Genomic DNA, 26,998 nt, shown 5'->3' with positions numbered 1-26,998 from the left:
CATGACCGCATCGGGGACCGTATCTGTCCCGACCCCGATCGCCGGGCTTGTCGAACTGGCGTTACGCGATCCCTCACTGGTCGAGCTCTCGCGTCGTGCCGCCGACAGACCCGCCGATCTCGCCATCGTCGGACCGGCCAGCGCCCGGCTGTTCGTCGCGTGCGCGCTCGAGCAGACCGGACCACTCGTCGTGGTCACCGCGACCGGTCGCGAGGCCGACGACCTGACGGCTGAACTGCGCGGTGTGCTCGGCGACGCCGTCGCGATGTTCCCGTCCTGGGAAACGCTGCCGCACGAACGGCTCTCGCCGGGGGTCGACACGATCGGTGCGCGGCTGATGGTGTTGCGCAGGCTTGCCCGTCCCGATGACGAGCGTCTCGGACCGCCGCTGCGCGTGGTCGTCACGACCGCCAGGTCGCTGCTGCAGCCGATGGCACCCGACGTGGCGGACGTCGAGCCGGTGACGTTGACCGTAGGGGTCGAATCGGACTTCGACCACGTGATCGCGCGCCTCGTCGAACTGGCCTACACCCGTGTTGACATGGTCGGCAAGCGCGGGGAGTTCGCGGTTCGCGGCGGCATCCTCGACCTCTTCCCACCGACCTACGAGCACCCGGTTCGCATCGAGTTCTGGGGCGACGAGGTGTCCGAGATGCGCATGTTCTCGGTCGCCGACCAGCGGTCGATCCCCGAGATCGCGGTTGACACCGTGATCGCCGTGGCGTGCCGCGAAGTGCTGCTGACCGACGACGTGCGCGAGCGTGCCGTCGAACTGGCCCGCCAGCATCCGGTGCAGGAGAACACGCTGCCGGGCACCGTGCCGGACATGCTGGCCAAGCTGGCCGAGGGCATCCCCGTCGACGGTATGGAGGCCCTGCTGCCGCTGCTCAAGCGAACCGAGGACCGCGGCCAGTTGTCGACGTTGTCCGACCATCTGCCGGCCGGCACGCCGCTGTTGATCTGCGACCCGGAGAAGGTCCGCACCCGTGCCGCCGACCTGATCAAGACCGGCCGCGAGTTCCTCGAAGCGTCGTGGTCGGCCGCAGCTGTCGGGGGTGACACCCCGATCGACCTCGAGGCCCTGGGCGCGTCGGGATTCGTCGAACTCGACGACGCCCGCTCCGCCGCCCGCGCCACGGGCCACCCCTGGTGGACGCTGAGCCAGTTGTCCGACGAGTCCGCGCTCGAACTCGACATCCGGCCCGCCCCGTCAGCTCGCGGTCAGCAATCCAGCGTCAACGAGATCTTCGCGATGCTGCGCGGCCACGTCAGCACCGGCGGCCACGCGGCCGTCGTCACCCCCGGTGCAGGCACCGCGCAGCGTGTGGTCGAGCAACTCGCCGAATCCGACGTTCCCGCAGGGCTTCTGGAGCCGGGTAGCACGCTCAAGGAAGGCGTCGTCGGTGTGCTCAAGGGCCCTCTGCACGACGGCGTGATCATCTCGGGCGCGAACCTAGTGGTGATCACCGAGACCGACCTCACCGGCAACCGGGCCGCCGCCACGGAGGGCAAGCGGCTGGCCGCCAAGCGGCGCAACGTGGTCGATCCGTTGGCGCTCACCGCCGGTGACCTGGTGGTGCACGACCAGCACGGCATCGGCCGCTTCGTCGAGATGACCGAGCGCGTCGTGGGCGGCGCCCGCCGCGAGTACCTGGTGCTCGAGTACGCGTCGAGCAAGCGCGGGCAGAAGGCCGACCGGTTGTACGTGCCGATGGATTCGCTCGACCAGTTGTCGCGCTACGTCGGCGGCGAGTCACCGACGCTGAGCAGACTGGGCGGCAGCGACTGGACGAATACGAAAAGCCGCGCGCGCAGTGCCGTCAGGGAGATCGCCGCAGAGTTGGTGTCGCTGTACGCCAAGCGGCAGGCCTCACCCGGCCACGCATTCGCTCCGGACAGCCCGTGGCAGGCCGAGATGGAGGACGCGTTCGGCTTCACCGAGACCGTCGACCAGCTGACCGCGATCACCGAGGTCAAGGCCGACATGGAGAAACCGGTCCCGATGGACCGGGTGATCTGCGGCGACGTCGGCTACGGCAAGACCGAGATCGCGGTGCGCGCGGCGTTCAAGGCGGTGCAGGACGGCAAACAGGTCGCGGTGCTGGTGCCGACGACGCTGCTGGCAGATCAGCACCTGCAGACGTTCAGCGAGCGTATGGCCGGTTTCCCGGTCACCGTGAAGGGCCTCAGCAGGTTCACCACACCCGCCGAGTCCAAGGCGGTGCTCGAGGGCATGAAGGACGGCAGCGTCGACATCGTGATCGGTACGCACCGGCTGCTGCAGACCGGCGTGACGTGGAAGGACCTCGGCCTGGTGGTGGTCGACGAGGAGCAGCGCTTCGGCGTCGAACACAAGGAGCACATCAAGTCGATGCGCACCCACGTCGACGTGCTGACCATGAGCGCCACCCCGATTCCCCGCACGCTGGAGATGAGCTTGGCAGGCATCCGCGAGATGTCGACGATCCTCACCCCGCCCGAGGAGCGCTATCCGGTGCTCACCTACGTGGGGCCACATTCGGATAAGCAACTCGCGGCCGCGTTGAGACGCGAGTTACTCAGGGACGGGCAGGCGTTCTACATCCACAACCGGGTCAGGTCTATCGACCAGGCCGCGGCGAAGGTCAGCGAGTTGGTGCCCGAGGCCCGCGTCGTCGTCGCGCACGGCCAGATGCCCGAGGAACAACTCGAGCGCACCGTCGAGGGATTCTGGAACCGCGAATACGACATCCTGGTCTGCACGACGATCGTCGAGACCGGCCTGGACATCTCCAACGCCAACACGTTGATCGTCGAACGCGCCGACACGTTCGGCCTGTCCCAGCTGCATCAGCTTCGGGGTCGCGTCGGGCGTAGCCGCGAACGTGGGTACGCCTACTTCCTCTATCCGCCGGAGGTTCCGCTGACCGAGACCGCCTACGACCGGCTGGCCACGATCGCGCAGAACAACGAGTTGGGCGCCGGCATGGCCGTCGCGATGAAGGACCTGGAGATCCGCGGCGCCGGCAACGTGCTCGGCGCCGAGCAGTCCGGCCACGTCGCCGGCGTCGGCTTCGACCTCTACGTGCGTCTGGTCGGCGAGGCGGTCGAGGCTTACCGCGCGGCCGCGGACGGTAAAACCGTTGCCGCGCCGGAAGAACCGAAAGATGTGCGGATCGATCTTCCCGTCGACGCGCATCTGCCGCCGGACTACATCGGCAGCGACCGGCTGCGGCTGGAGGGGTATCGCAGGCTGGCGGCGGCCGCCGACGAGAACGCGGTCGATTCCGTCGTCGAAGAGCTCGTCGACCGGTACGGTCCGCTGCCCGAGCCTGCGCAGCGGCTGGTGGCCGTCGCGCGGCTGCGGTTGCTGCTCAAGCACTACGGCATCACCGAGGTCAGTTCGGTCTCGGAGTCGACGCTGCGGTTGGCGCCGCTGCAGCTGATGGACTCCCAGCAACTTCGGCTCAAGCGCATGTACCCGAGCGCGCACTACCGGGCGACCACGTCGACGGTGCAGGTCCCGATCCCGCGCGCCGGAGACGGCCTCGGTGCGCCACGCATCCGCGACCTCGAACTGGTGCAGATGGTCGCCGACCTGGTGCTGGCTCTGGACGGCAAGCCGCAGGGCAGCGTCGACGTGATTTCCGGATCGAATTCTCCGGCCTAATCGCCTGGTCAGGGCGTTTTCTGCAAACTTTTCGACCCTCGGATCGGGCAGCGCTGATAACGGGGCGGGGGCGCGGATGCGACATACACAGCGGGGGGTCAAGGTGTTGCATTAGTCGTCCAAACCTGGGGCGGCGCGATCGTCCGACAGTCGGCGGTCGAGCAATTTCCTAAACCGAACATCACGCGATTGCCATCGAGCCTGTTGGTGCGCGTCGCGATGACGCAAGGCGAAGGAGTGAACGATGAACTTCAAGAAGTTGGCTGTAACCACGACGATGACCGGTGCACTCGGACTCGGCTCGCTCGGCCTGGGTGCGGGTCTCGCACAGGCCGACCCGCCGCCGCCGCCCGTACCTGTGCCGGCCATCCCGAACGTGGACGTGCCGAACGTGAACATCCCCGATGTCAACGTTCCGGGCGTCAATGTTCCCGACGTGAACGTGCCGGATGTGAATGTTCCCGACGTCGACGTGCCGGATGTGAACGTGCCCGACGTCGACGTGCCGGATGTGAACGTTCCCGACGTCGACGTGCCGGATGTGAACCTTCCCGACGTGGAGTTTCCCGAGGTAGACAACTACTTCAAGCTTCCGAACGGGCACATCCCGCCGGGACAGCTGAAGAACGCAGCGTTCATCAACGGGATCCCGAACCCGTTCTTCGGAATCCCTCCGGGCCAGCTCAAGAAGCTGCCTGAGGTGAACGGCATCGTCAACCCGTTCTTCGACGAGGCGCCGGGGCACTGGGAGATCCCGGACGACCCGTTCCCGTCGGAGTCCTAAGTCACGACACGATGGCCGCCTTGCCTTCCCGGCAGGGCGGCCATCCTCTGTCGGAGCCACCCGGTGACGGTGAAGCGCGCGTTGCCAGGTCTCGGCAGGCGCCGAGGCCCGACAATGGGTTGGTATAACCGAGAGATCAGCGGTCTCGTCGACAAGCGTGAGGGGGTGCAGCCCGATGACCGTCGTATTGGTCGACCCCCGCCGCCCGTCACTGATCCCCATCGACGCGATCGATCTGCTTGCCGGTGACGTTCAGTACACCGAGGAGATGCCGATCAAGGTGCCGTGGTCGTTGCCCTCCGCGCGACCCGCCTACGACGGCGACCAGGCACCGGTGCTGCTGTCCTCCGACCCGGAGCACCCCGCGGTCAAGGCCCGGCTGGCCACCGGCGAAAAAGTGATCTCCGCGCCCGAGGCCGCGCCGGGGGAGCGCCTGGTCGACGCGGTCGCGATGATGGACAAGCTTCGTACCTCCGGACCGTGGGAGAGCGAGCAGACGCACGACTCGCTGCGGCGCTATCTGCTCGAGGAAACCTACGAGGTGTTCGACGCGGTGCGCAGCGGCAACGCCGATGCGTTGCGCGAGGAACTCGGAGATGTGTTGTTGCAGGTGCTCTTTCACGCCCGCATCGCCGAAGACGCGCCGCAGAATCCGTTCAGCATCGACGACGTCGCCGATTCGCTGGTGCGCAAGCTGGGCAACCGGGTGCCGGCGGTGCTCGCCGGTGAACCGATCTCGCTGGACGAACAGCTCGCGCAGTGGGAAGAACGCAAGGCTTTAGAGAAGAGAGCGAAGTCCCGCTTCTCAGTTATCGACGATGTGCCGACCGGCCAGCCCGCTCTGGCATTGACGCAGAAGGTGATCGAACGGGTCAGCGCCGCCGGGCTGCCCGCAGACCTCGTCCCAACGGCGATGACGACGGTGACCGTGTCGGCGGGCAGCGATGCCGAGAACACGTTGCGGTCGGCCACCCTGGAGTTCATGGAAGCCGTCCGGCGGGCCGAGCACGCGGTCGCGGTCAGCCGCCGCGGCGACGACGTTCCCGAGGAACTCGACGCCACGTCGTTGGGCCAGGTGACCGAGGAGGAGTGGCGCGCGCACTGGCCGTCCGGCGAGAAGGCCGGAAACGACCACGATGCCGACGCCGATGAAGTTATCGAGACCGAAGAATCAGATGAGGTGGATGCGGCTGAGGAGGCGGAAGAGGCCGATGCGGTGGAAGCGGCCGACGAGGCTCAGACCGAAGTCGAACAAATAGCGGATTCGGCGCGCTGAAAACCGCTGAACGATCATTTGCGCGCCCGAATCGCTCACTCCGCTGAGCCGCCGCGTCCGGGACGCGTGGGAACATTGGCAGCAACCGAAGTTGGTTGAGGGGATTTAGTGTCGCCGGTGCGTTGGCTGCGTGCTGTCGCCGTGTTGGGTGCGACGGCGCTGCTCTTGGCTTCGAGCTGCTCGTGGCAGCTGGGTACACCCATCCCCGAGGGTGTACCCCCGCCGCCGGGCGATCCGGTGCCCAAGATCGACACCTACGCCAAGGGCCGCCCGGCTGATCAACTCCGAGACTGGGCCGCCGAACGCTCGCCCAAGCTGGGCATCCCCGTCGCCGCCCTCGAGGCCTACGCCTACGCGGCCCGGGTAGCTGAGGTGGAGAACCCCGACTGCAAGCTGGCGTGGACGACGCTGGCTGGTATCGGCCAGGTGGAAAGCCACCACGGCACCTACCGCGGCGCGGCCATCGAGGCGAACGGCGACGTCAAGCCGCCCATCCGGGGCGTCTGGCTCGACGGCACCAACGGAAACCTGGAAATCCTCGACGACGCCGCGATCAGCCACGACGGCGACTCGCAGTTCGCCCGGGCGATGGGGCCGATGCAGTTCATCCCCGAGACCTGGCAGCACTACGGCGTCGACGCCAACAACGACGGCCACATCAGCGCCGACAACATCGACGACGCCGCGCTGTCGGCGGCCGGGTATCTGTGCTGGACCGGCAAGGACCTTGCGACGCCGCGCGGGTGGATGAACGCGTTACGCGCCTACAACCTCTCCGACCAGTACGCGCGCACGGTGCGCGACTGGGCCACCGCCTACGCCAACGGACACCCCCTCTAAACACGCCGGGCGAACAGTGAGGCTCTAGGCTCGTCGGTTGACGGCGCACCACCGCCGAGACAACACGGACACCCGAGGAGACGCCAGTGCCCACAATCGATCAGGTCGGAGCCCGAGAAATCCTCGACTCCCGGGGAAACCCGACGGTCGAGGTCGAGGTTCTGCTGGGAGACGGCTCGTTCGCGCGCGCCGCGGTGCCGTCGGGTGCGTCGACGGGTGAACACGAGGCGGTCGAGCTCCGCGACGGCGGCTCCCGCTACGGCGGCAAGGGCGTCGAAAAGGCCGTGGAAGCCGTGCTCGAGGAGATCGGTCCGGCGATCATCGGACTGCAGGCCGACGATCAGCGGCTCGTGGACCAGGCGCTGCTCGATCTCGACGGCACGCCCGACAAGTCGCGGCTCGGCGCCAACGCGATCCTGGGCGCCTCGCTGGCCGTGGCCAAGGCCGCGGCCCACGCGGCCGATCTCGACCTGTTCCGCTACATCGGCGGCCCCAACGCCCACATCCTGCCGGTGCCGATGATGAACATCCTCAACGGCGGCGCACACGCCGACACCGGCGTCGACGTGCAGGAGTTCATGGTCGCGCCGATCGGGGCGGCGTCGTTCAAGGAGGCGCTGCGCTGGGGCGCCGAGGTGTACCACTCGCTGAAGTCGGTGCTCAAGAAGCAGGGGCTGGCGACCGGTCTCGGTGACGAGGGCGGGTTCGCCCCCGACGTCGCGGGCACCAAGGCCGCACTCGACCTCATCCTGTCCGCGATCGAGGCGAGCGGCTTCAAACCCGGCACGGATGTGGCGCTGGCGCTCGACGTCGCCGCGACCGAGTTCTACTCCGACGGGCAGGGCTACACGTTCGAGAACGAGGTACGCAGCGCCGAGGCGATGGGCCAGTTCTACGCCGGCCTGCTCGACACCTATCCGTTGGTCTCGATCGAGGATCCGCTGTCGGAGGACGACTGGGACGGGTGGGTCGCGCTGACGTCGGCGATCGGGGACCGGGTGCAGCTGGTCGGCGACGACCTGTTCGTCACCAACCCGGAGCGCCTCGAGGACGGCATCCAAAAGGGCGCCGCCAACGCGCTTCTGGTGAAGGTCAACCAGATCGGCACGCTGACCGAGACGCTCGACGCGGTGGCGCTGGCTCACAACAGCGGCTACCGGACGATGATGAGTCACCGCAGCGGCGAAACCGAGGACACGACGATCGCCGACCTCTCGGTCGCGGTGGGCAGCGGGCAGATCAAGACCGGCGCACCCGCCCGCAGCGAACGCGTCGCCAAGTACAACCAGCTGCTGCGCATCGAGGAGAACCTCGGCGACGCCGCCCGCTACGCGGGCGACCTGGCGTTCCCACGGTTTGCGCTGGACTCGAAATAGGCCGTGAAATAGCCCGTGCCCGAAGCGAAACGGCCCGACCCGAAGCGTCGGTCACCGACCTCCCGACCAGGTAAGTCGGGCAAGGCCGGCGCCGTCGGGAAGGGCCGTCCGCGCACGGCGGCACGCCGTGAGCCGCGAGGTACCGAATCGCGACCCGCCGCCGAGGCGTCGCCGGAGTCCCAGCCGAAGGACACCGGCGTCGTCATCCGGCGCGCGATCGCAGACTCGGCGGAACAGCAGTCCGAGCAGCGGTTCGGCTCAGCGGCGCGGCGCGCAGCCATCCTCGCGGCGGTGGTGTGCGTGCTGACGCTCACCATCGCCGGACCGGTGCGCACCTATTTCGCGCAGCGCACCGAGATGAAGCAACTTAAGGCCACCGAAGAGCAGTTGCGCGCCCAGATCGCCGACCTCGAGCAGCAGAAGGTGAAACTGGCCGACCCGGTGTTCATCGCGGCGCAGGCCCGCGAGCGTCTGGGCTTCGTCATGCCCGGGGAGATCCCGTACCAGGTACAGCTGCCCGCGAACGCCGCCGTGCCCGGCGCACCCGACGAAGAACCGACGGCCGCACACCGCGACCAGCCGTGGTACACGGCGCTGTGGCACACGATCGCCGATGCGCCGCACGGGATTTCGCCCGAACCCCTGCCGGGGGCGCCACCGCCCGTGCCCGGTGCGCCCGAACCACCGTCTCCCGCCCCGCCCGCTCCCGGTGGTTGAGCGCTCGGACCTCGACGCCGTCGCGCGGCAGCTGGGTCGTGAACCCCGCGGCGTGCTCGAGGTCGCCTACCGGTGTCCCAACGGCGAGCCCGGGGTCGTCAAGACCGCGCCGAAACTTCCGGACGGAACACCGTTTCCGACGTTGTACTACCTGACCCATCCGGCGCTTACCGCGGCCGCCAGCAGGCTGGAGTCCTCCGGGCTGATGCGGGAGATGACCGAACGCCTCAAGACCGATCCGCAACTGGCGCAGGCATATCGGAAGGCGCACGAATCGTATCTCGCCGAGCGAGACGCGATCGAACCGTTGCGCACGACGTTCTCCGGCGGCGGCATGCCGGACCGGGTGAAGTGCCTGCACGTGCTGATGGCCCACTCCCTGGCGAAGGGGCCCGGCACCAACCCGCTCGGCGACGAGGCGCTGGCCGCACTGGCCGACGACCCGGCCATGGACGGCGTCCTCGAGCCCGGAAGGTGGTCTGATGAATAGGGTCGGCGCCGTCGACTGCGGTACCAACTCCATCCGGCTGCTGATCGCCGACCGGGTGCACGGCAAGCTGACCGACGTGCACCGCGAGATGCGGATCGTCCGGCTGGGCCAAGGAGTCGACGCCACAGGGCAATTCGCCGCCGACGCACTCGACAGGACGAAGGCGGCGCTGATCGACTATGCCGACCTGATGCGCCGCCACGACGTGTCGAAGGTGCGCATGGTCGCCACCTCGGCGACCAGGGACGCCGCCAACCGCGACGTGTTCTTCGCGATGACGGCCGAGGTGCTGGGCGCGGTGGCGCCGGGTGCGGTCGCCGAGGTGATCACCGGAACCGAGGAGGCCGCGTTGTCGTTCCGCGGCGCCGTCGACGAACTGGACGCCGCCGCAGCACCTTTCGTGGTCGTCGACCTCGGCGGCGGTTCGACCGAGGTGGTGCTGGGCACCGGCGGCGCCGACGTGACCGCCAGCTATTCGGCCGACATCGGCTGCGTCCGGCTGACCGAACGGTGCCTGCACTCCGATCCGCCGACCCCCACCGAGGTCGCTTCCGCGCGAGAGGTGGTCCGCGCCGGGCTCGCCGAGGCGTTCGGCGCGGTGCCGGTCGAACAGGCCCGCACCTGGGTCGGGGTGGCGGGCACCATGACCACGCTGTCGGCGCTGGCGCACCGGATGCCGGCGTACGATGCGGCCGCCATTCACCGGTCGCGGGTTCCGTTCGGCGAACTGCTGAGGGTATGCGACGAGCTGATCGCGATGCCGCGTAGCCGGCGCGCAGCGCTCGGACCGATGCACGAGGGCCGCGTCGACGTCATCGGTGGCGGCGCGATCATCGTCGAAGAGTTGGCGCAGGCGTTGCGGCAGCGGGCCGGCATCGACGAGTTGACCGTCAGCGAGCACGACATCCTCGACGGTATCGCGCTTTCGATCGCCGACTGACCGCCGACGCAATTTTCCTCACATCGAGGACCTTCGTCCCTAGTCCGGTGCTGTCGGCGCGAGCCATTGTGGAGTACGAGAACGAATCACACAGGAAGCGCACGAACCGCCATGACCGCTCACTTTCCGGATCGCGACACCATCCGCACGGCGTTGTCGCTCGCCACCAGGGCGCCCTCCATCCACAATTCGCAACCGTGGCGGTGGCGGGTCGGAGACGAAAGTCTGCACCTGTACGCCGATCTGGACCGGCAGCTGCACAACGCCGATCCCGACAGCCGCGATCTGCTGTTGAGTTGCGGAATCGCGTTGCACCACGCGGTGGTCGCGTTGGCGGCGCTCGGCTGGCACGCCAAAGTTCACCGGTTCCCGAATCCCGCGCAACCGCAGCACCTGGCCGCCATCGAGGTGCGGCCCCGGACCGCCGGCGAGGTGGATGTGGTCCTGGCAGCGGCGTTCCCGAGGCGACGCACCGACCGCAGGCTCTACAACTCGTGGTGCGTCCCGGAGGCCGACATCGCGTTGATGGGTGCACGGGCCGCCCGGTGCGGCGTGATGTTGCGGGAGGTCGCGTTGCTTCCGAAGCTGCAACACATTGTCGCCCAAGCTGTGCAGCAGCACGTCTCGAACGAGGACTACCTGCGCGAGTTGACCGTGTGGAGCGGACGCCACGCATCGCTGGCGGGGGTGCCCGCCCGCAACATTCCGCAGTCGAATCCGGCCGCCGCGCTCCCGGGGCGCCTCTTCGCCGGTCCCGCGCTGGCCCAGCCGCCCGAGGTGTCGCCAGAAGACGACTCGGCGACGGTGCTGGCGCTGGGCACCAAGGACGACAGCCCGCTGGCCAGGCTGCGCGCCGGTGAGGCCACCAGCCTGACGCTGCTCACGGCAACCGCGCTGGGGTTGGCGAGCTGCCCGGTCACCGAACCCCTCGAGATCGCCGAAACGCGGGAGGCCTTGAGGGAGGACGTGTTCGGCGACAGCGGTTATCCGCAGATGCTGTTGCGCATCGGCTGGGCGCCGGTGAACGCCGATCCGCTGCCGTCCACACCGCGGCGTGCGTTGGCCGACGTCGTCGAGTGGCCGGACTAGTTCCTGGCCAGAGGCGCCCACCACCGCAGCAGCGTGCCGCCTTGCGGACGGTGCTCGAGCGTGAACGCCCCGCCGACCTCGTCGGCGCGCTTGCGCAGGTTCGCCAGCCCGCTGCCGGTGATGTCGTCGGGAACGCCACGGCCGTCGTCGGCGACCTCGATGGTGAGGTTGTCGTCGACCCGGACACCGACCGTCATCGTCGTCGCCTGCGCATGCCGAACCGCGTTGCTGACGGCTTCTCGCACAACGGCTTCGGCGTGATCAGCCAGCGTCGCGTCGACGACCGACAGCGGCCCGGCGAACTGCACCGTGGTTCGCAGCCCCGTATCGGAGAACTCGTCGACCGCCGCGTCCAGCCGTTGGCGAAGCCGCGTCGCGACCGACGGGGCGCTCTGCAGATTGAAGATCGTGGTCCTGATCTCCTGGATGACCTCCTGCAGATTGTCCACGCAGTCGGTCAGCCGCTGTTGGATTTCCACCGACCGCGCTCGCGGAATCGTGCCCTGCAAAGACAATCCGACCGCGAACAGCCGCTGAATGACATGGTCGTGCAGATCACGTGCGATGCGGTCCCGATCGGTCAGCACGTCGAGTTCGCGCATCCGGCGCTGCGAGGTGGCGAGTTGCCAGGCGAGCGCGGCTTGATCTGCGAAGGCGGCCATCATCTCGAGCTGTTCAGAGGTGAACGGGTACGCGTCTTCGCCTCGAACCGCGGCCACCACGCCGGCGACCGCATCGGTGGCGCGAAGCGGCAGCACGAGCGCGGGTCCGACGCCGGCACCGACGCCGATGTCGACGGATCCGAACTTGCGCGGGATCCCGTCGAGGAACGCCTTACCGATCGGTGAGTCGGGGACGGGAATGATTGTGCCGCACCGTTCGCCGCCCAGCGCGCCGGCGACGGCCGCCACCGACAGCTCGACGGCATCGGCCGCCGCAAGGTCGACGTCGACCGGCATCGCGACGACCGTGGCGTCCGCGCCGGTCAGGTTCAGCGCCTGCGCCGCGATGAGCCGAAACACCGCCGCAGGCTCGGCACCGGACAGCATCTCGTTGGCGATGTCGCGGGTCGCCTCGATCCACGACTGCCGGGCCCGGGACTGCTCGTACAGGCGCGCATTCTCGATCGCGATGCCGGCCGCGGCGGCGAACGCTTCGACCAGAATCTCGTCGTCCTCGCTGAACGGTCGACCATCGGCTTTCTCCGCGAGATACAGATTGCCGAACACCTCGTCGCGGATCCGCAGCGGAACCCCGAGGAAGGTGGACATCCGCGGATGATGCGGGGGAAAGCCGACAGATGCCGGATGCTGTCGAATATCCTCCAGCCGAATGGGTTTCGGATCATCCATCAGCACGCCGAGCACACCCCGGCCTTCGGGCAGGTGCCCGATCAGGTCGCGCGTCGGCTCGTCGATTCCCTGGTAGACGAACTCGACCAACTCGTGGCCGTCGCCGCGAACGCCGAGCGCACCGTACCGGGCGTCGACAAGTTCGCTTGCGGTGCGCACGATCGTGCGCAGCGTCGCATCCAACTCCAGGCCCGCGGTGACCACCAGCATGGCGTCCACCAGGCCGTCGAGGCGGTCGCGGCCCTCGACGATCTGACCGACCCGGTCTTGCACCTCGGCCAGCAGTTCGCGAAGCCGCAGCTGCGACAACGTATTACGTAGCGACCGACCTTCGCTCGACCGGTTCGGCGCAGTCGGGTCGGTCACGGTTTCCGGTCCAGTTTGGATGCGAAGACCGCTGCCTGGGTCCGGCGCTCCATGCCGAGTTTCGCCAGCAACCGCGACACGTAGTTCTTCACGGTCTTCTCCGCCAGGAACATCCGCGCCGCGATCTGCCTGTTGGTCAGCCCTTCGCCGAGCAACCCGAGCAGTGTCCGCTCCTGTTCGGTCAGCCCGGAAAGGGGGTCCTTGCGGTCGGCCGAGCCGCGCAGCTTCGCCATCAACGCCGCCGCGGCGCGGTTGTCGAGAAGTGATCTGCCCGCGCCGACGTCCTTGATGGCCTGCGCGAGCTCCATCCCCTTGATGTCCTTGATGACGAATCCGCTGGCGCCGGCGAGGATCGCATCGAGCATCGCCTCGTCGGAGGTGTACGACGTCAACATCAGGCAGCGCAAATCGGGCAGGTCGGACAACAGGTCGCGGCACAGTTCGATGCCGTTGCCGTCGGGCAGGCGCACATCGAGGACGGCGACATCCGGGCGTACGGCGGGGATTCTGGCCATGGCCTCGGCGACGGACCCGGCTTCGCCGACGACCTTCAGTTCCGGATCCGATGCCAGCAGGTCGACCAGGCCGCGCCTGACGACCTCATGGTCGTCGACCAAGAAGACCGTGACCACGCGAAGCCCTCCCAACTCAGCACCGTTAGCGGCGAGTCTCCATGACTTCCCGTACCGACCGCCGCGGTGTCGGTGCCGGCGTTTCTTCGATGGTGGGCGCTTTCCCGACGCGAATCAACACCTGCGGCACCGCGTTGCGGCCCGTCAGCCGGCGGACGGCGTCGCGACCGGCCTCGACCTCGGTGAGGTGCGTCATCGGGCAGGTCGCCAGCCCGGCGATCGTGAGGTCCAGCAACAATCTCGACAACGCCTGACCGCAGTTGAGGGCGTCCTCGCGGGTGTCCGCCGGAGTGGACAGAACCAGGATCTCCGCTTGGTCGTGCGCGGTCACAGACCGGCGGTCGAGATGACCACTGGGCCGGAAGTTGCGGTTGACGCCCACCCGTCGCCGCTCCGATTCGGACACCAGGGCGCTCGGCGGAACACCTTCGGACAGCCGGAAAGGCGCGGTCCACCACTGAAGTTCGCGATGGTAGAGATCGTCGGCGGAACGCAGCGACTCGGTGAGCCGCGCAGCCTCGGCCAGTTCGGAATGCGTGTGCGCGGCCAGGACGTCGACGAAGAACCTCTCGTCGGAAGCGTTCGGTAACAACAGGTCCAGCGGATCGCCGGGCGCCCGGAACGGCAGCCGATCCGTGCGCCGGCGCAGGAATTGCATCGGCGCGCTCACGCACCGCGGGTGTGACTTCCCGCGGAGAACTGATCCGCACCGACGCGAGGAGGTCGATGCTGTCCGGGTCGGGAAACGTTTCGACGGTGGTGTTCCAGCCGGCCGCCGCCGTCGCGACGCGGAAGTGGTCGAGGGCCGCGCCGCAGCCGATGAGGGCCTCGCGCCCCGAGCTGTCTGCCGAGCGGATCACCCGACTGCGGTCGGCGTGCAGTTCGATCGTCGTATTGCCGACCACCCACCGCCACGGTTGGCTGTTGTGCAACGACGGTGCGCGGCAAGCCAACTCGACGGCGTTGGCGATCAGTTCGATGTCGACCGTCGTGGTGTCAGGACGAGACGACATTTTCGTCCCTTCCGCGATACTGCGGCACGCCGCGTTCCCGGAAGCGACGTCCGGTCATCTTCTCGGTACGGATCCGCACGAAGTGATCCCGACGTCCGTCCACCCACGGCTGAAGAAAAGTTCCGGACAGTTCGACGAGCTCCTCGACATCGGTGATGGGCTCGGCGTGCCCGACGACGGTGACACTCCAACCGGTGCGCAGGTCCGCATCGAGTTCGTCAGCCTGGAACGCCACGACCTGATTGTTGGTGGCGGCGGCCAGTTTCGGGCCGCCGGCGACCCGGATCACGACGTCGTCACGCCACAGTCGGAAGTTCACCGGCTGCACCGCGGGCAACGCGTCCTCGGTGAAGACGAGCCGCCCCACCCGGACTCCTTGCAGCAGATCCAGACACTGCCTGCGGTTGAGTGCCTCCAGCTCATGTCCCGTGGTCACCGCGATCATCCTCCTTGCACCAGCGCCAGGGTGCCGACCGGGGTGGCGCGCCAATGGCCGCTCAGGCAGGCCAGTCGGCTCACCGCCCGCTCGATGCCGTCGGCGAGTTCGTTGACGTCGGGTGCGGCGTCGTAGTCGCCGATGATGCCGAACGCGAGGTGGTCAGCGTAGCTCAGCATCGCGATGCCGGTCCGCAATTGAAGCGCCAGCGGCGGGATGGGCAGCAACCGGATGACCTCTCGGCCCATGAGCCGCAACCGTTTGCGGGGTCCCGGGACATTCGTCGCCAACGTGACGACCCCGCGCTGGGGGAGCCGGGTCAGCGTCCGAACCGCCCACGCCGTGAGCGCATACGGGATCGCGTTCGCCGCGGCGACGAAGATGCTGCCCGCCTCGCGTTGTCCGCTCGCCTTGGTTTTGGTCAGTCGAGCGCGCACGGTCTGCAGCTGCTGGATCGGGTCGGCCTTGTCCACCGGGAGGTAGGGCAGCATCACCGAGACGCGGTTGTCGGGCTTGTCGGCCGCGTCGGTGGACCGCACCGACACCGGCACCAGCGTGCGCAGTGACGTGCTCCGGGGCTGCTCGCCGCGACGCATCAGCATCGTGCGGAAGCTGTCGGTGATCGCCGCCAGCGCAACGTCGTTGACCGTGACATCGAAGCGTTCGCAGATCCGCGACACGTCGCCCAGCGACACCTCGACCGAGGCGTAGCGGCGCATGTTCGTCACCGGCCCGGTCAGCGACGACGAAGCGGCGGGCCGCAGCAGTCCACCCGCGATTTCGACCGCCCCCTGCAACGCCTGGCCGGCGGCGGACGTCACCCCTCGAGACGTCCGCCACGCCGAGGCCACCCAGTCGAACGGGTTCAACGACAGCGCCGGTAGCCGCAGGCCGCCCGGCGCCGGCGCGTGCGCAGCGCGGATCGCCGTCGCGAACGTCTCGCCGCCGTGGTCGTCACAGAGCCCGGTGAGCAGATGCGTCGCCGCCACCCCGTCGGCGATGCAGTGGTGGATCTTCATCAGCATCGCCCACCGGTTGTAGGCCAGGCCGTCGACGATCCAGCACTCCCACAGCGGCCGGTCGCGGTCCAGTCGTCGCTCCATCACCTCGGCGGCCCAACGGAACAACGCCGCATCGTCGCCCGGCCGCGGCAACGCCGCCCGACGGATGTGATGGGAGATGTCGACCTCGGCGCCCTCAATCCACTCCGGGGCACCGAGATCGAGCGGACGCATGCGCAGGGTCTGCCTGAACCGCGGTACCGCCATCAGCCGCTCGGCCAGACCGGTTGCGAGCGAGTCGAAGTCGGGCATCGGTCCGGCGAGGACGGCGATGGCGCCGATCGCGAGGCTCACATGGGGGTCGGAGTCCTCGGCTTGCAGGAATCCCGCGTCCAGGGTGGTGAGCTGCTCCATACGTCCACTGTCTGCCGCCGGTGGTCGCGGCAGTAGGGGCTTAGGTCCCTACTTTGCCGGTCCCTACTTGACCATCACGGTGTGGTGCGGCGGTGCAGCGGCGTGTCGTACACCGATGCCAGCCACCCGAGGGCCAACGCGCCCACCAGCAGGCCGAAGTCCCGCAGCGCGACGTCATAGAACCCGGGGTAGCTCACCAGGTTGACGATGATCCCCGCGAGCCAGAGCGCGACGACGTAGGCGGCGTATCGAGGTTTCACCGCCACCGCAACGCCGGCCACGATCTCGATCACCCCGACGAGCAGCATCGTCTGGTGCGCGGTCAGAGGACTGAGGTCGACGATCCACGGCGCGAGGTAGCCCTCCCAGTCGGTCAGCAGATTGGTGAATTTGTCCAAGCCCATCAGGATCGGCAGCGCGGTGAATCCGATCCGCAACAGCAGATAGGCCGCGTAGGCGGGATCGGTGCGGGCGCGTTGCAGCGGACCCGTCGGCGCGTGGTCCGGCGCGGGCTGGACGTTCGAGGTGGTCATGGGGAACCCCTTTCTAAAACATCAACTTATGTCTTTTAGACCACACCCGCGGCATAGATTTGTCAATAGTTATTAGTGTTAGAATTTGCAGATGGCCCGCCGGTTCGCGGACTCCGCCTCGTTGACGGCGCTGAACAGCCTGGATGATCCTCTGCGCCGCCGGTTGCACGACTATGTCGTGGAGCGCGGCGCGCCGGTGTCGCGCGACGCGGCCGCCGCCGCGGTGGGAATCGGCCGCACCTTGGCCGCCTACCACTTGGACAAGCTCGCCGACGCCGGCCTGCTGGCCGTCAGCTACCAGCGGCCGGCCGGTCGCGGCGGACCCGGCGCCGGGCGTCCCGCCAAGCTCTACACCCGCACAGCGGACGAGATCGTCGTCAGCGTGCCGCCGCGCGACTATCTGTTGCTCGCGCGGTTGCTCGTCTCCTCGATCGAACAGGACACCGGCGGGACGGTCCGGTCGGCGTTGACGATCGCCGCCCGCGACACCGGGCGACGGGCCGCCGTTGATGCCGACGGCGACGTGATGGAAGCGCTGCGCGACTGTGGCTACCTACCCCAGGCGGACGCCGACGGCTCTATCACGTTGCGCAACTGTCCGTTCCACTCCGTTGCGAAGGACCACCTGGAGGTCGTGTGCGGATTGAACCTTCAGCTGGTCGAGGGCGTCATCGAGGGCAGTTCGAGTCCCGGGGCGCGCGCGGAACTGAGCCCTCGCCAGGGTAGGTGCTGTGTGCTGGTGCGCGGCGCGTCCGATCAGCGCGCAGAGAACGCCTGAGTCACCAGCCGCGGCGGTGCGGGCGCGAACCGACGAGCTCACCGCTGTCGACGACATCGCGGCTGCGGTAAACGATGTACGGCCGGAACAGGTAACCGATCGGTGCACTGAACACATGCACCAGCCGGGTGAACGGCCACAGGCAGAACAGCACCAGCGCGATCATCACGTGGATGTGGAACCACAGCGGCGCCTGCGCCATCAGGTCGCCGCGCGGCTGCAGGATCCAGATGGACCGGAACCACGGCGACACGGTCTGGCGGTAGTCGTGTTCGGCGCCGACGGGTGTCGCACCGATCAGGGTGCACGCCAGACCGGCGATTATCGCCATCACCAGCACCAGATACATGACCTTGTCGTTGCCGGTGGTGGCCAAGAAGACGGGGCCCGTGGTGCGGCGGCGGAAAACCAGCAACGCGATCCCCGTCAGCGTGGTGACTCCGGCGATGGCGCCGAGGACCATCGCCTGCAGGTGGTAGGCGTGATCGCTGAGCCCGATTGCGTCGGTCCATGATTCAGGGATCACCAACCCGATGATGTGCCCGACGATCACCACCAGGATGCCGAAGTGGAACATCGGGCTGCCGATGCGCAGCAACCGAGATTCGTACAGCTGCGACGAGCGGGTGGTCCAGCCGAACTTGTCGTAGCGGTATCGCCACCAGATGCCCACCGCGACGATCGCCAACGTCACGTACGGCACGACGTCCCAGAAGATCTCCCAACCCGACATGTCAAACTCCTTGGACGCGTCGGGGCGGCACCGTCAGGGTGAACGGTTGCAGCCCAACGGATTCGGTCGGCGGACCCGCGGCGGCCAGCCGCTGCGCCCGCTGGGTTTCTGAGTCGGTTCGCAGCGGAAGCGTCTCGCAGACGGCGCTGACCGCGTGCAGGTAGGGCGAGCACCACTGTTCCAACGCGTCGCGAAGCAGGTCGATCGGCACCCGGTGCTCGATGAGGAGCCGTCGGCCCGCCGCCGGGTCGACGGTCGCGGCGAACTCGAGCACCACCGGGAGATAGTCGGGGGCCTCGCGCTGCGGCGGGTCGACTCCGGCTTCCCGATAGGCGCGAGTGAACGCCAGCATGTGGTTGCCGCGGTTGCGGGTGTCGCCGGCGGTCCAGTAGGTCAGGTACATCGTGGCGCGGCGCCGCATGTCGAAGGTGTTGACATAGTCGATCTGCGCCTGCATCGGCTCGATCGCCCGCACCGCGGCGACGGTGTCACCGAGGAGCTGGGCGGGCCTGCCCGACAGGTGTGCCAGCAGCTCTCCGACGGTGGTCAACCGCTCGGCATGCTGATCGTCGGGGTAGGCCAACAGCAGGGCGGCGGCCTGCCACACGAGTCGATGCTCGAGCGTCGACTCTCGTTGACTTCTACGGAGTTTCATTGCTCCGGCCTGCGGTCGGGGAAGATTCCGCTGGGCTCGCCGCGGCCGTCCCAGTTGAGCAGGTTCACCCGCGACGGGCGCGACTCGGTGACCGCAATTCCCTCACTGGTCTGCCGGTGGTGCAGCGCGTGGAAGCTCTCCACCGCCACCGGCACCGGGCCGCCGCTGGCCTCTCCGAACGGCCCCGAATCGTACATACCCGGCCCGCCCTCGAACGACAGCGAGCAGCCGGGTTCCTCGAGCGCCTGCGCCTCCAAGGCGTGCGCGTCGGCGACGTACGCGGTCGGAATGACGTAGCGCTCTTCGTATTTCGCCAACGCGAGCAGACGGTACATCTCGTAGATCTGCTCTTCTGTCATTTCGACCGCCTGCGGGATGTGCGGCTGGGTCTCCCGACCCAGGCTGATGTCACGCATGTAGGACCGCATCGCGGCCAGCCGGCGCAGCACGCCCTGCACCACAGCGGTGTCGCCGGCGGTGAACAGCCCGGCGAGGTATTCGATCGGAATGCGCAGCGCCTCCAGCGCGCCGAACAGATTGCCCAACTCCTCGCCGTCGTGGCCGTCGCGGGCGACGGCGTCGACCACCGGCGACAGCGGCGGGATGTACCAGACCATCGGCATGGTCCGGTACTCCGGATGCAGCGGCAGCGCCACCTGGTAGCGGTGGATCAGTGCGTACACCGGTGAGCGCTGCGCGGCCTCGATCCACTCCTCGGAGATGCCCTCGGCGTGGGCCCCGGCGATCACCTCGGGGTCGTGCGGGTTCAGGATGATCGACTTCTGCGCCTCGTAGAGGTCGGCATCGCTCTCCACCGACGCCGCCTCGAGCACGCGGTCGACGTCGTAGAAAACCAGACCCAGGTACCGCAACCGGCCCACACAGGTCTCCGAACACACCGTCGGCAGTCCGACCTCGATGCGCGGATAGCAGAACGTACACTTCTCGGCCTTGCCGGTCTTGTGGTTGAAATACACCTTCTTGTAAGGGCATCCCGACACACACATCCGCCAGCCGCGGCAGCGGTCCTGATCGACCAGCACGATGCCGTCCTCGGAGCGCTTATAGAGCGCACCCGACGGACACGACGCGACGCACGACGGGTTCAGGCAGTGCTCGCAGATGCGCGGCAGGTAGAACATGAACGTCTGCTCGAGTTCGAGGCGGACCTGCTCGCTCACCTGTTTCAGCACCGGATCTCCGGACACGATCTCCGGTGAACCGCCGAGGTCGTCGTCCCAGTTCGCCGACCACTCGACCTTCATCGGTTCGCCGCTGATCAGGCTGCGTGGTGGCGCCACCGGCATGTGTTCGCCCAGCGGCGCCTTGGTCAGGTTCTCGTAGTCATAGGTCCACGGCTCGTAGTAGTCGCTGATGCTGGGCATCTTCGGGTTGGCGAAGATCCGCAGCAGCTTGCTGAGCCGGCCGCCGTCGCGCAGCCGCAGCCGGCCCTTGCCGTCGCGTATCCATCCGCCACGCCAGCGCTCCTGATCTTCGTAAGTGCGTGGATATCCTTGGCCGGGGCGGGTTTCGACGTTGTTGAACCAGACGTACTCGGTGCCGGGCCGGTTGGTCCAGGCCTGTTTGCACGTCACCGAGCAGGTGTGGCAGCCGATGCATTTGTCGAGGTTCATCACCATCGCCATCTGCGCCATGACTTTCATTTCCTGCCTCGCTGTCTGCCTCGCTCATTCTTCGCTCGGCGCATCAGTACGCCACCTCCTGGCTTCGGCGCCGCACCACCGTCACCTCGTCGCGCTGATTGCCGGTCGGGCCGAGATAGTTGAACGCGAAGGCCATCTGGGCGTATCCGCCGGCGAGGTGGCTGGGCTTGATCAGCAGGCGGGTCAGCGAATTGTGGATGCCGCCGCGCTTACCGGTGGTCTCGCTCAGCGGCACGTCGATGGTGCGTTCCTGCACGTGATAGACGAACACCACACCCTCGGGCATCCGGTGCGACACGATCGCCCGGCACACCAGCACGCCGTTGCGGTTGACCGCCTCGACCCAGTCGTTGTCGCGCACCGAGATTTTCGCGGCGTCGGCCGGGCTCATCCACATCGTCGGGCCGCCGCGCGACAACGACAGCATGAACAGGTTGTCCTGGTACTCGGAGTGAATCGACCACTTCGAGTGCGGTGTCAGATAGCGGACCGTCAACGCCACCCCGTCATGCTCACCCACCGCCGACTCGCCGAACAGCCGCGACATGTCCAGCGGCGGACGGTAGGTCGGCAACTGCTCGCCGAGTTCCTCCAACCAGTCGTGGTCGAGGTAGAAGTGCATCCGGCCGGTCAGCGTGTGGAACGGTTTGAGTTCTTCGATGTTGACGGTGAACGGCGCGTACCGGCGCCCGCCGGTCTCACTGCCCGACCACTCCGGGCTGGTGATCACCGGGACCGGCCGGGCCTGGGTGTCGGCGAACGTGATTCGGCGTTCCTCACTGCCCTCGGCCAGATGCACCAGGCGCCGCCCGGTCCGGCGCTCCAGCTCGCGGAACCCCTGCACGGCCAGGCGTCCGTTGGTTGTCCCGGACAGCGTCAGGATCGCCTCGGCCATCCGCTCGGCGGTGTTGATCGCCGGCCGGCCCTCGGCCCGACCGGAGTTCATCACCCCGAACCTGGCCGCGAGCTGCTCGACTTCCTCGTCGGGGTGGACGGTGACCCCCTTGGTCGTCAGGCCCAGGCGCTCGACGAGCGGTCCGAGCGTCGCCCACTTCTCGGCGACCGCAGGGTAGTCGCGTTCGACCACCGCCAGCGGGCCCATGGTCTTACCGGGCACCGGTGTCTCCCCGGTGGTGCGCCAATCGCTTTCGGTCCCACCGCGATAGGCCATCGCGCCGGCGGTGTCGTGTTGAAGCGCGCCGATCACCACGTCGCTGCGCACACCGAGGTGCTTGGCCGCCAGCCCGCTGAACACCCGCGCGATGGCACCGAACGCCTCGAAGTCGGAATGCGTTTCCCACGGCGGGTCGACGGCTGGGGTGAACGCGTGCACGTAGGGGTGCATGTCGGTGCTCGACAGGTCGTGCTTCTCATACCAGGTGGCCGCGGGCAGCACCACATCCGAGAGCAACGTGGTCGAGGTCATCCGGAAGTCGATCGACATCAGCATGTCGAGCTTGCCCTCCGGGATGTCCGGAGTCCACGCGATGTCGTTGGGCCGCACCGATTCCGGCGTCGGCTCCGCCTGTAGGTTGGAGTCGGTGCCGAGCAGGTGACGCAGGAAGTACTCGTTGCCCTTGCTCGACGAGCCGAGCAGGTTCGCCCGCCAGACGGACAGCACCCGCGGCCAGTTCACTGGGTTGTCGGGGTCGGTGACCGCGAGCTTGAGCCGACCCTCGGCGAGTTGCTCGGTGACGTAGGTCGCGACGTCCTGCCCGGCGGCGTGGGCGTCGTCGGCCACGTCGAGGCTGGAGCGGTCGAACTGCGGATAGAACGGGCTCCAGCCCATCGCCGCCGACGAGGCGAGGACATCCATGGTGTGCCGGTCGCGGAACCGGCCGCGGCCCAGCGGACTGGACAGCGCGTCGGCGCGGTAACCGTCGTAACGCCACTGGTCGGTGTGGACGTACCAGTAAGAGGTGCCGGGCACCTGCCGCGGCGGTCGCGACCAGTCGGTGCCCATCGCCAACGCCGACCAGCCCGTCACCGGCCGGCACTTCTCCTGCCCGACGTAGTGCGCCCAGCCGCCGCCGTTGCGTCCCATCGCACCGGTGAGCAACACGAGTGCCAGCACCGCGCGGTAGGTGGCGTCACCGTGGAACCACTGGCAGATCCCTGCGCCCATGATGATCATCGACCGGCCGTTGGACTCCTCGGCGTTGCGGGCGAACTCTTTGGCGATCCGGATCGCTTGAGCCGCAGCCACTCCGGTGATCTGCTCCTGCCAGGCCGGCGTGTAGGGCCGGCTGGGATCGTCGTAACCGGTGGGCCAGTCGCCGGGCAGCCCGGGCCGGGCCACGCCGTACTGCGCCAGCATCAGATCGAACACCGTGCACACCAGGTGTTCACCGACCCGTCGCACCGGCACGCCGCGGGTCAGGGTCTCGCCGCGTCCGTCGAAGGTGTCAAAGCGTGGCAACGAAACCTCCGCCGCCTCATCGCCTTCGGCCCTCAGCACCGTCAACGCCGGCACCAGGTCGCCGAGTTCCAGGTTCCACTTGGTGATTCCGTCGTCCCCGAAGCGGAAGCCCAATGAGCCCTGTGGCACCGCGACGCTGTCGGTCGCCCCGTCGAGCAGCACCGGTTTGAACGCCGCGTTCTCCTGCGCCGCCGGCTCGCCGCCGAGGTCGGCCGCGGTCAGGTTCTTGCCTGGGACCAGCGTGCCGTCGCGCTCCTCGAGCTTGACCAGGAACGGCAGGTCGGTGAACTTGCGCACGTAGTCGACGAAGAACGGAACCCTTTGCTGAACAAAGAATTCCGATAGCACGACGTGGCCCATCGCCATCGCCAACGCGCCGTCGGTGCCCGCTGCGCACGGCATCCACTCGTCGGCGAACTTGGTGTTGTCGGCGTAGTCGGGGCTGACACTGACGACCTTCGTGCCGCGGTAGCGCACCTCGGTCATCCAGTGCGCGTCCGGCGTTCGGGTCACCGGCACGTTGGAGCCCCACATCATCAGATACGACGCGTCCCACCAGTCACCGGACTCCGGTACGTCGGTCTGGTCGCCGAAAACCTGCGGCGAGGCCACCGGAAGGTCGGCGTACCAGTCGTAGAACGACGTCATCACGCCGCCGAGCAGTTCGATGAACCGCGAGCCCGCGGCGAACGACACCATCGACATCGCCGGAATCGGCGAGAATCCCGCCACCCGGTCGGGCCCGTACTGCTTGATGGTGTGGACGTGCGCCGCCGCGATCATCTCGGTGGCCTCGGCCCAACTCACCCGCACCAGGCCGCCCTTGCCGCGCGCACGCTGGTAGCGCTGGCGACGCTCCGGGTCGGCCTGAATGTCGGCCCACGCGAACACCGGGTCGGACAGCCGCGCCTTGGCCTCGCGGTACATCTGCACCAGTTCCCCGCGCGCATACGGGTAGCGCACCCGCGTCGGCGAATAGGTGTACCAGGAGAACGCGGCCCCGCGTGGACAGCCCCGCGGTTCGTACTCCGGGCGGTCCGGCCCGACCGACGGATAGTCGGTCTCCTGCGTCTCCCAGGTGATGATGCCGTCCTTGACGTAGATCTTCCACGAGCACGACCCGGTGCAGTTGACTCCGTGGGTGGAGCGGACGACCTTGTCGTGGCTCCACCGGTCGCGGTAGAAGATGTCGCCTTCGCGGCCGCCACGGCGGTGCACGGTGCGCCCGTCGGCGGAGGCCTCGCCGGGGGTGAAGAACCGACCGCTGCGCTCGAGCAGTTCCTCGACCCGACCGCCGATGTGCGGCGTGATGGTCACCTTGGCGCCTCCTCGGGTTGCGGCTCGTGGGCATGTAGCCGCAGTGCGGTGTAACCGAACGCGATCAGCGCGGTCGCCACCAACAGGACCAGCCCGACCGAATAGTCGTTCTCGGCGGCGTCGTAGGTCGATCCCATCACCAACGGCGGGAAGTAGCCGCCCAAACCGCCTGCGGCCGAGACGATTCCGGTGACCGAGCCGACAGAGTTCCGCGGCGAGCGACGCGCGACCCACGCGAACACGCCGCCGGTGCCGATACCGAGGAAGACCGCCAGTGTGATGAAGGTGGCCGCCGACAACACGTCCGGCGGTGGCTGCAGCATGGCGATGAGCGCCATCAGCGCGGTGCCGCCGAACGACGCCAGCACCACGTACTTCGGCGCGAAACGGTCGGCCAGCGCCCCGCCCACGGGCCGGGCGAGCACGGCGGCCAGCGCGAAGCCCGCGGTGCGCGCGCCCGCGTCAACCGCGGAGAAGCCGTAGATCGTCTTGATGTAGGTCGGCAGGTAGTTGCTGAACGCCACGAACCCGCCGAACACGATCGCGTAGAGGAACGACATCTCCCAGGTGACCGACAGTTTCGCGGCCGCCTTCAGCTTGGGCAGCACCCGGTCGGTGTTCGGCGCGAATGTCGGTGAGTTGCCCATGAGCACCAGGCACAGGACGGCGGTGAGCGCCAACGCGACCGCGATGATGACGTGGGTGGGGAACAGCCCGAACCAGCCGACGAACCGGGGGGTGAAGAACGCCGACAGCGCGGTGCCCACCATGCCCATCCCGAAGACGCCGGTGGCGAACCCGCGCCGCGACGCGTCATACCAGTTGTTGGCGAACGGGATGCCGACGGCGAAGACGGTGCCGGCGATGCCCAGGAAGAACCCGCACACCAGCAGCATCGGGTAGGACCCGGCCGACCCTGCGGCGCCGACCGCCAGCACCGGCACGATCGAGATCACCGAGATCGCGATGAACATCGCGCGGCCGCCGAACCGGTCGGTGAGCGACCCGACGACGATCCGGCCGAGCGCGCCGACCAGGATCGGCGTCGCGACCAGCATCGAGGCCTCGGCACTGCTCAGCGTCAGGTCGGCAGCGTAGGTGGTCGACAGCGGGCCGATCATGTTCCAGGCCCAGAAGTTGATGGCGGAGACCCACGTGGCCAAGGCCAAGTTCAGAGTGCGTCGAACGCCGGTGTCCGGCGTGGTCGCCGTGCTCACCCACCCAGACAACCATGTGTATGCAACGCTCACGTTACTTTTCAGGAAATGCGCTGCGGCACAGTCGAGACCGTCGAGTCCGGCCGGCCAGCCGGCTACAGCATCTTCGCGGCGTGGGATCGGCGCGGGGTCAAACCCGGCCGTTCTCTTGTGTTTTCGTCGGTGGCCAGTTCAGGCGCGAATCCTGCTGTGGCGCCTCGTCGGGTCGCGCTGGCCCGCCAGTGTCAACCCGAGGATGACCATGACGACGCCCAGACTGAACCACAACCAGTCGAACGCGTGCGCCACGCTCAACGCGTAAGCCCACAGTGCGATGTACACCAGGCCGCCGCCGAGGAAATACGCCCGGGCCGCGGCGTAGCTACGCGCCATCACCAAACCCAGCGCGCCGATCACCAGGTTGACCGCGTTGTGCACTCCCGACACCACGAACATGCCGAACAGGCGCGCGCCGGATTCCTGGCCGAACCAGTCCAGACGGTCGTAGTCGTGCGTGATGCCCGGAATGAAACCGAGGACACCGAGAATGATCAGCGCGGCGCCCGCGAACAACGCTGCCGCCTGCACAGCCATGTACTTGGGCGCCCTCGCCATCCCTCGCCTCCGTCCGGACCGTTATTGACGGACCTGCAGGTGATACCCCGTCCGCCCGGACGTTAACCGGGCGTCGCCGTCGCTAGCGGGGGTTGCGTCTCATCGGTGTGTTCGCGTCGATGTCGTGGCGCGACAGCAACACACCGAGCGCGATCATGCCGACCGCGAGCGCCAGGTGCAGCCAGTTGTCGGCGGTGTTCAACGGCACGAAGTTCGCTGCGCTGTCATGGTCGATGACCAGGCCGTACACGAAGAGCAGCAGGTAGATGACGCCGCCGCCGACCAGGAAAGCGCGCGCGCCTGAAAACGTGCGCGCCATCAGCACCCCGGCCACACCGAACAGCAGGTGCACGATGTTGTGCAGGATCGAGACGTTGAAGATGCCGAGCAGATGGGCGTCGGAATCATGGCCCGCGAACGTCATGGTGTCGTAGTTCGTGGTGATTCCGGGGATGAAGCCCAAGATGCCGACGAGCAGGAATACTGCACCGACGGCGAGGGCGGCCTTTTGCGCAGGTGAGCCGTACCGGGATGCCGCCGTCGGCCCCGGCGGGTGACTGCTGACCATTGTTGTTCCTTTCCTCGAGGTGAGCCGAGAACTACCCGGGGAAAGGCGAGGCAAACGCGGATTCGGCAGCTACTTCCTGACGTAGCAGTTGGGCGCGTTTCCGCAGTGATGACCTTGATCGCACTTGTGGCAGTTGCAGGTACAG

At 67.8% G+C, this 26,998-nt stretch carries 21 protein-coding genes and 2 pseudogenes; 10 read left to right on the top strand and 13 right to left on the bottom strand.

The window, feature by feature from the left end; translation table 11 throughout:
- The first annotated feature begins 1 nt into the window (after nucleotide 1).
- From mfd to AU185_RS12105, 9 genes are all read left to right on the top strand, one after another.
- Complete coding sequence (gene mfd / locus AU185_RS12145) at nucleotides 2-3,649, top strand: transcription-repair coupling factor (protein WP_059098056.1); 3,648 nt, start codon at nucleotides 2-4, stop codon at nucleotides 3,647-3,649.
- A 244-nt stretch (nucleotides 3,650-3,893) separates the two neighbouring features.
- Entirely contained in the window at nucleotides 3,894-4,433 is a 540-nt protein-coding gene (locus tag AU185_RS12140) for a hypothetical protein (RefSeq protein ID WP_059098055.1), read from the top strand.
- Between the two features lie 175 nt (nucleotides 4,434-4,608).
- On the top strand, nucleotides 4,609-5,709 hold the full coding sequence (locus tag AU185_RS12135; RefSeq protein WP_059098054.1) for a nucleoside triphosphate pyrophosphohydrolase: 1,101 nt from the start codon (nucleotides 4,609-4,611) through the stop codon (nucleotides 5,707-5,709).
- Between the two features lie 108 nt (nucleotides 5,710-5,817).
- Nucleotides 5,818-6,549, top strand: coding sequence for a lytic transglycosylase domain-containing protein (locus AU185_RS12130; protein ID WP_059098053.1), 732 nt, complete (start codon nucleotides 5,818-5,820; stop codon nucleotides 6,547-6,549).
- An 86-nt stretch (nucleotides 6,550-6,635) separates the two neighbouring features.
- On the top strand, nucleotides 6,636-7,925 hold the full coding sequence (gene eno, locus AU185_RS12125) for a phosphopyruvate hydratase (RefSeq protein ID WP_059098052.1): 1,290 nt from the start codon (nucleotides 6,636-6,638) through the stop codon (nucleotides 7,923-7,925).
- A gap of 15 nt (nucleotides 7,926-7,940) precedes the next feature.
- A complete protein-coding gene (locus tag AU185_RS12120) occupies nucleotides 7,941-8,642 on the top strand; it encodes an FtsB family cell division protein (RefSeq protein ID WP_059098051.1) in 702 nt (233 codons plus the stop codon).
- The gene (locus AU185_RS12115; protein WP_059098050.1) at nucleotides 8,635-9,132 is read left to right on the top strand and encodes a DUF501 domain-containing protein; all 498 of its coding nucleotides are present in this window, start codon (nucleotides 8,635-8,637) and stop codon (nucleotides 9,130-9,132) included. The genes AU185_RS12120 and AU185_RS12115 overlap by 8 nt, the downstream gene beginning before the upstream one ends.
- The gene (locus AU185_RS12110; protein WP_059098049.1) at nucleotides 9,125-10,072 is read left to right on the top strand and encodes a Ppx/GppA phosphatase family protein; all 948 of its coding nucleotides are present in this window, start codon (nucleotides 9,125-9,127) and stop codon (nucleotides 10,070-10,072) included. The genes AU185_RS12115 and AU185_RS12110 overlap by 8 nt, the downstream gene beginning before the upstream one ends.
- 111 nt (nucleotides 10,073-10,183) lie before the next feature.
- Entirely contained in the window at nucleotides 10,184-11,161 is a 978-nt protein-coding gene (locus tag AU185_RS12105; RefSeq protein WP_059098048.1) for an Acg family FMN-binding oxidoreductase, read from the top strand.
- On the opposite strand, the gene AU185_RS12100 is transcribed toward AU185_RS12105, so the two are convergent.
- From AU185_RS12100 to AU185_RS12075, 6 genes and pseudogenes are all read right to left on the bottom strand, one after another.
- Nucleotides 11,158-12,879, bottom strand: a complete 1,722-nt coding sequence (locus AU185_RS12100; protein ID WP_059098047.1) for a GAF domain-containing sensor histidine kinase — start codon at nucleotides 12,877-12,879, stop codon at nucleotides 11,158-11,160. The genes AU185_RS12105 and AU185_RS12100 overlap by 4 nt on opposite strands.
- Nucleotides 12,876-13,511 (bottom strand): hypoxia response regulator transcription factor DosR/DevR, encoded by a 636-nt coding sequence (gene dosR, locus AU185_RS12095; RefSeq protein WP_059098046.1) that lies wholly within the window; start codon nucleotides 13,509-13,511, stop codon nucleotides 12,876-12,878. The genes AU185_RS12100 and dosR overlap by 4 nt, the downstream gene beginning before the upstream one ends.
- A 25-nt stretch (nucleotides 13,512-13,536) precedes the next feature.
- Nucleotides 13,537-14,524, bottom strand: a pseudogene (locus tag AU185_RS12090) (Acg family FMN-binding oxidoreductase).
- On the bottom strand, nucleotides 14,508-14,969 hold the full coding sequence (locus AU185_RS12085) for a pyridoxamine 5'-phosphate oxidase family protein (protein ID WP_059098045.1): 462 nt from the start codon (nucleotides 14,967-14,969) through the stop codon (nucleotides 14,508-14,510). Before AU185_RS12085 ends, AU185_RS12090 begins: the two are co-directional and overlap by 17 nt.
- Nucleotides 14,966-16,375, bottom strand: coding sequence for a WS/DGAT/MGAT family O-acyltransferase (locus tag AU185_RS12080; protein WP_059098044.1), 1,410 nt, complete (start codon nucleotides 16,373-16,375; stop codon nucleotides 14,966-14,968). Before AU185_RS12080 ends, AU185_RS12085 begins: the two co-directional genes overlap by 4 nt.
- Nucleotides 16,376-16,449: 74 nt before the next feature.
- On the bottom strand, nucleotides 16,450-16,908 hold the full coding sequence (locus AU185_RS12075) for a DoxX family protein (protein ID WP_059098043.1): 459 nt from the start codon (nucleotides 16,906-16,908) through the stop codon (nucleotides 16,450-16,452).
- A 91-nt stretch (nucleotides 16,909-16,999) separates the two neighbouring features.
- Between AU185_RS12075 and AU185_RS12070 the strand changes: the two genes are divergently transcribed.
- On the top strand, nucleotides 17,000-17,686 hold the full coding sequence (locus tag AU185_RS12070; protein ID WP_059098042.1) for a helix-turn-helix transcriptional regulator: 687 nt from the start codon (nucleotides 17,000-17,002) through the stop codon (nucleotides 17,684-17,686).
- A 1-nt stretch (nucleotide 17,687) separates the two neighbouring features.
- Here AU185_RS12070 and narI read toward each other — a convergent pair.
- The 7 genes and pseudogenes from narI to AU185_RS12035 form a co-directional block, all read right to left on the bottom strand.
- Nucleotides 17,688-18,422 (bottom strand): annotated as a pseudogene (gene narI / locus AU185_RS12065) (respiratory nitrate reductase subunit gamma); the annotation flags it as partial.
- Complete coding sequence (narJ, locus tag AU185_RS12060; protein WP_059098040.1) at nucleotides 18,421-19,074, bottom strand: nitrate reductase molybdenum cofactor assembly chaperone; 654 nt, start codon at nucleotides 19,072-19,074, stop codon at nucleotides 18,421-18,423. The gene narJ and the pseudogene narI, both read right to left, overlap by 2 nt.
- On the bottom strand, nucleotides 19,071-20,738 hold the full coding sequence (gene narH / locus AU185_RS12055) for a nitrate reductase subunit beta (RefSeq protein ID WP_059098039.1): 1,668 nt from the start codon (nucleotides 20,736-20,738) through the stop codon (nucleotides 19,071-19,073). The genes narJ and narH overlap by 4 nt, the downstream gene beginning before the upstream one ends.
- A 43-nt stretch (nucleotides 20,739-20,781) precedes the next feature.
- A complete protein-coding gene (locus AU185_RS12050) occupies nucleotides 20,782-24,474 on the bottom strand; it encodes a nitrate reductase subunit alpha (RefSeq protein ID WP_059098038.1) in 3,693 nt (1,230 codons plus the stop codon).
- Nucleotides 24,471-25,649, bottom strand: coding sequence for a nitrate/nitrite transporter (locus AU185_RS12045; protein WP_502687766.1), 1,179 nt, complete (start codon nucleotides 25,647-25,649; stop codon nucleotides 24,471-24,473). The genes AU185_RS12050 and AU185_RS12045 overlap by 4 nt, the downstream gene beginning before the upstream one ends.
- Nucleotides 25,650-25,862: 213 nt before the next feature.
- A complete protein-coding gene (locus tag AU185_RS12040; protein WP_059098036.1) occupies nucleotides 25,863-26,285 on the bottom strand; it encodes a DUF4383 domain-containing protein in 423 nt (140 codons plus the stop codon).
- An 82-nt stretch (nucleotides 26,286-26,367) separates the two neighbouring features.
- A complete protein-coding gene (locus AU185_RS12035) occupies nucleotides 26,368-26,853 on the bottom strand; it encodes a DUF4383 domain-containing protein (RefSeq protein ID WP_059098035.1) in 486 nt (161 codons plus the stop codon).
- Between the last annotated feature and the right edge of the window lie 145 nt (nucleotides 26,854-26,998).

The sequence above is a fragment of the Mycobacterium sp. GA-0227b genome (genome assembly GCF_001499855.1).
Lineage (GTDB): Bacteria > Actinomycetota > Actinomycetes > Mycobacteriales > Mycobacteriaceae > Mycobacterium.
The sequence above is the reverse complement of the archived record's forward strand: the minus strand, read 5'-3'. Positions and strand labels throughout refer to the sequence as shown.

What these genes read in the sequence shown, in the direction of transcription:
- mfd (WP_059098056.1), top strand. Translation starts at nt 2, where the DNA reads ATGACCGCATCGGGGACCGTATCTGTCCCGACCCCGATCGCCGGGCTT.
- AU185_RS12140 (WP_059098055.1), top strand. Translation starts at nt 3,894, where the DNA reads ATGAACTTCAAGAAGTTGGCTGTAACCACGACGATGACCGGTGCACTC.
- AU185_RS12135 (WP_059098054.1), top strand. Translation starts at nt 4,609, where the DNA reads ATGACCGTCGTATTGGTCGACCCCCGCCGCCCGTCACTGATCCCCATC.
- AU185_RS12110 (WP_059098049.1), top strand. Translation starts at nt 9,125, where the DNA reads ATGAATAGGGTCGGCGCCGTCGACTGCGGTACCAACTCCATCCGGCTG.
- AU185_RS12105 (WP_059098048.1), top strand. Translation starts at nt 10,184, where the DNA reads ATGACCGCTCACTTTCCGGATCGCGACACCATCCGCACGGCGTTGTCG.
- AU185_RS12085 (WP_059098045.1), bottom strand. Translation starts at nt 14,969, where the DNA reads ATGATCGCGGTGACCACGGGACATGAGCTGGAGGCACTCAACCGCAGG.
- AU185_RS12080 (WP_059098044.1), bottom strand. Translation starts at nt 16,375, where the DNA reads ATGGAGCAGCTCACCACCCTGGACGCGGGATTCCTGCAAGCCGAGGAC.
- AU185_RS12075 (WP_059098043.1), bottom strand. Translation starts at nt 16,908, where the DNA reads ATGACCACCTCGAACGTCCAGCCCGCGCCGGACCACGCGCCGACGGGT.
- AU185_RS12070 (WP_059098042.1), top strand. Translation starts at nt 17,000, where the DNA reads ATGGCCCGCCGGTTCGCGGACTCCGCCTCGTTGACGGCGCTGAACAGC.
- narJ (WP_059098040.1), bottom strand. Translation starts at nt 19,074, where the DNA reads ATGAAACTCCGTAGAAGTCAACGAGAGTCGACGCTCGAGCATCGACTC.
- narH (WP_059098039.1), bottom strand. Translation starts at nt 20,738, where the DNA reads ATGAAAGTCATGGCGCAGATGGCGATGGTGATGAACCTCGACAAATGC.
- AU185_RS12040 (WP_059098036.1), bottom strand. Translation starts at nt 26,285, where the DNA reads ATGGCGAGGGCGCCCAAGTACATGGCTGTGCAGGCGGCAGCGTTGTTC.
- AU185_RS12035 (WP_059098035.1), bottom strand. Translation starts at nt 26,853, where the DNA reads ATGGTCAGCAGTCACCCGCCGGGGCCGACGGCGGCATCCCGGTACGGC.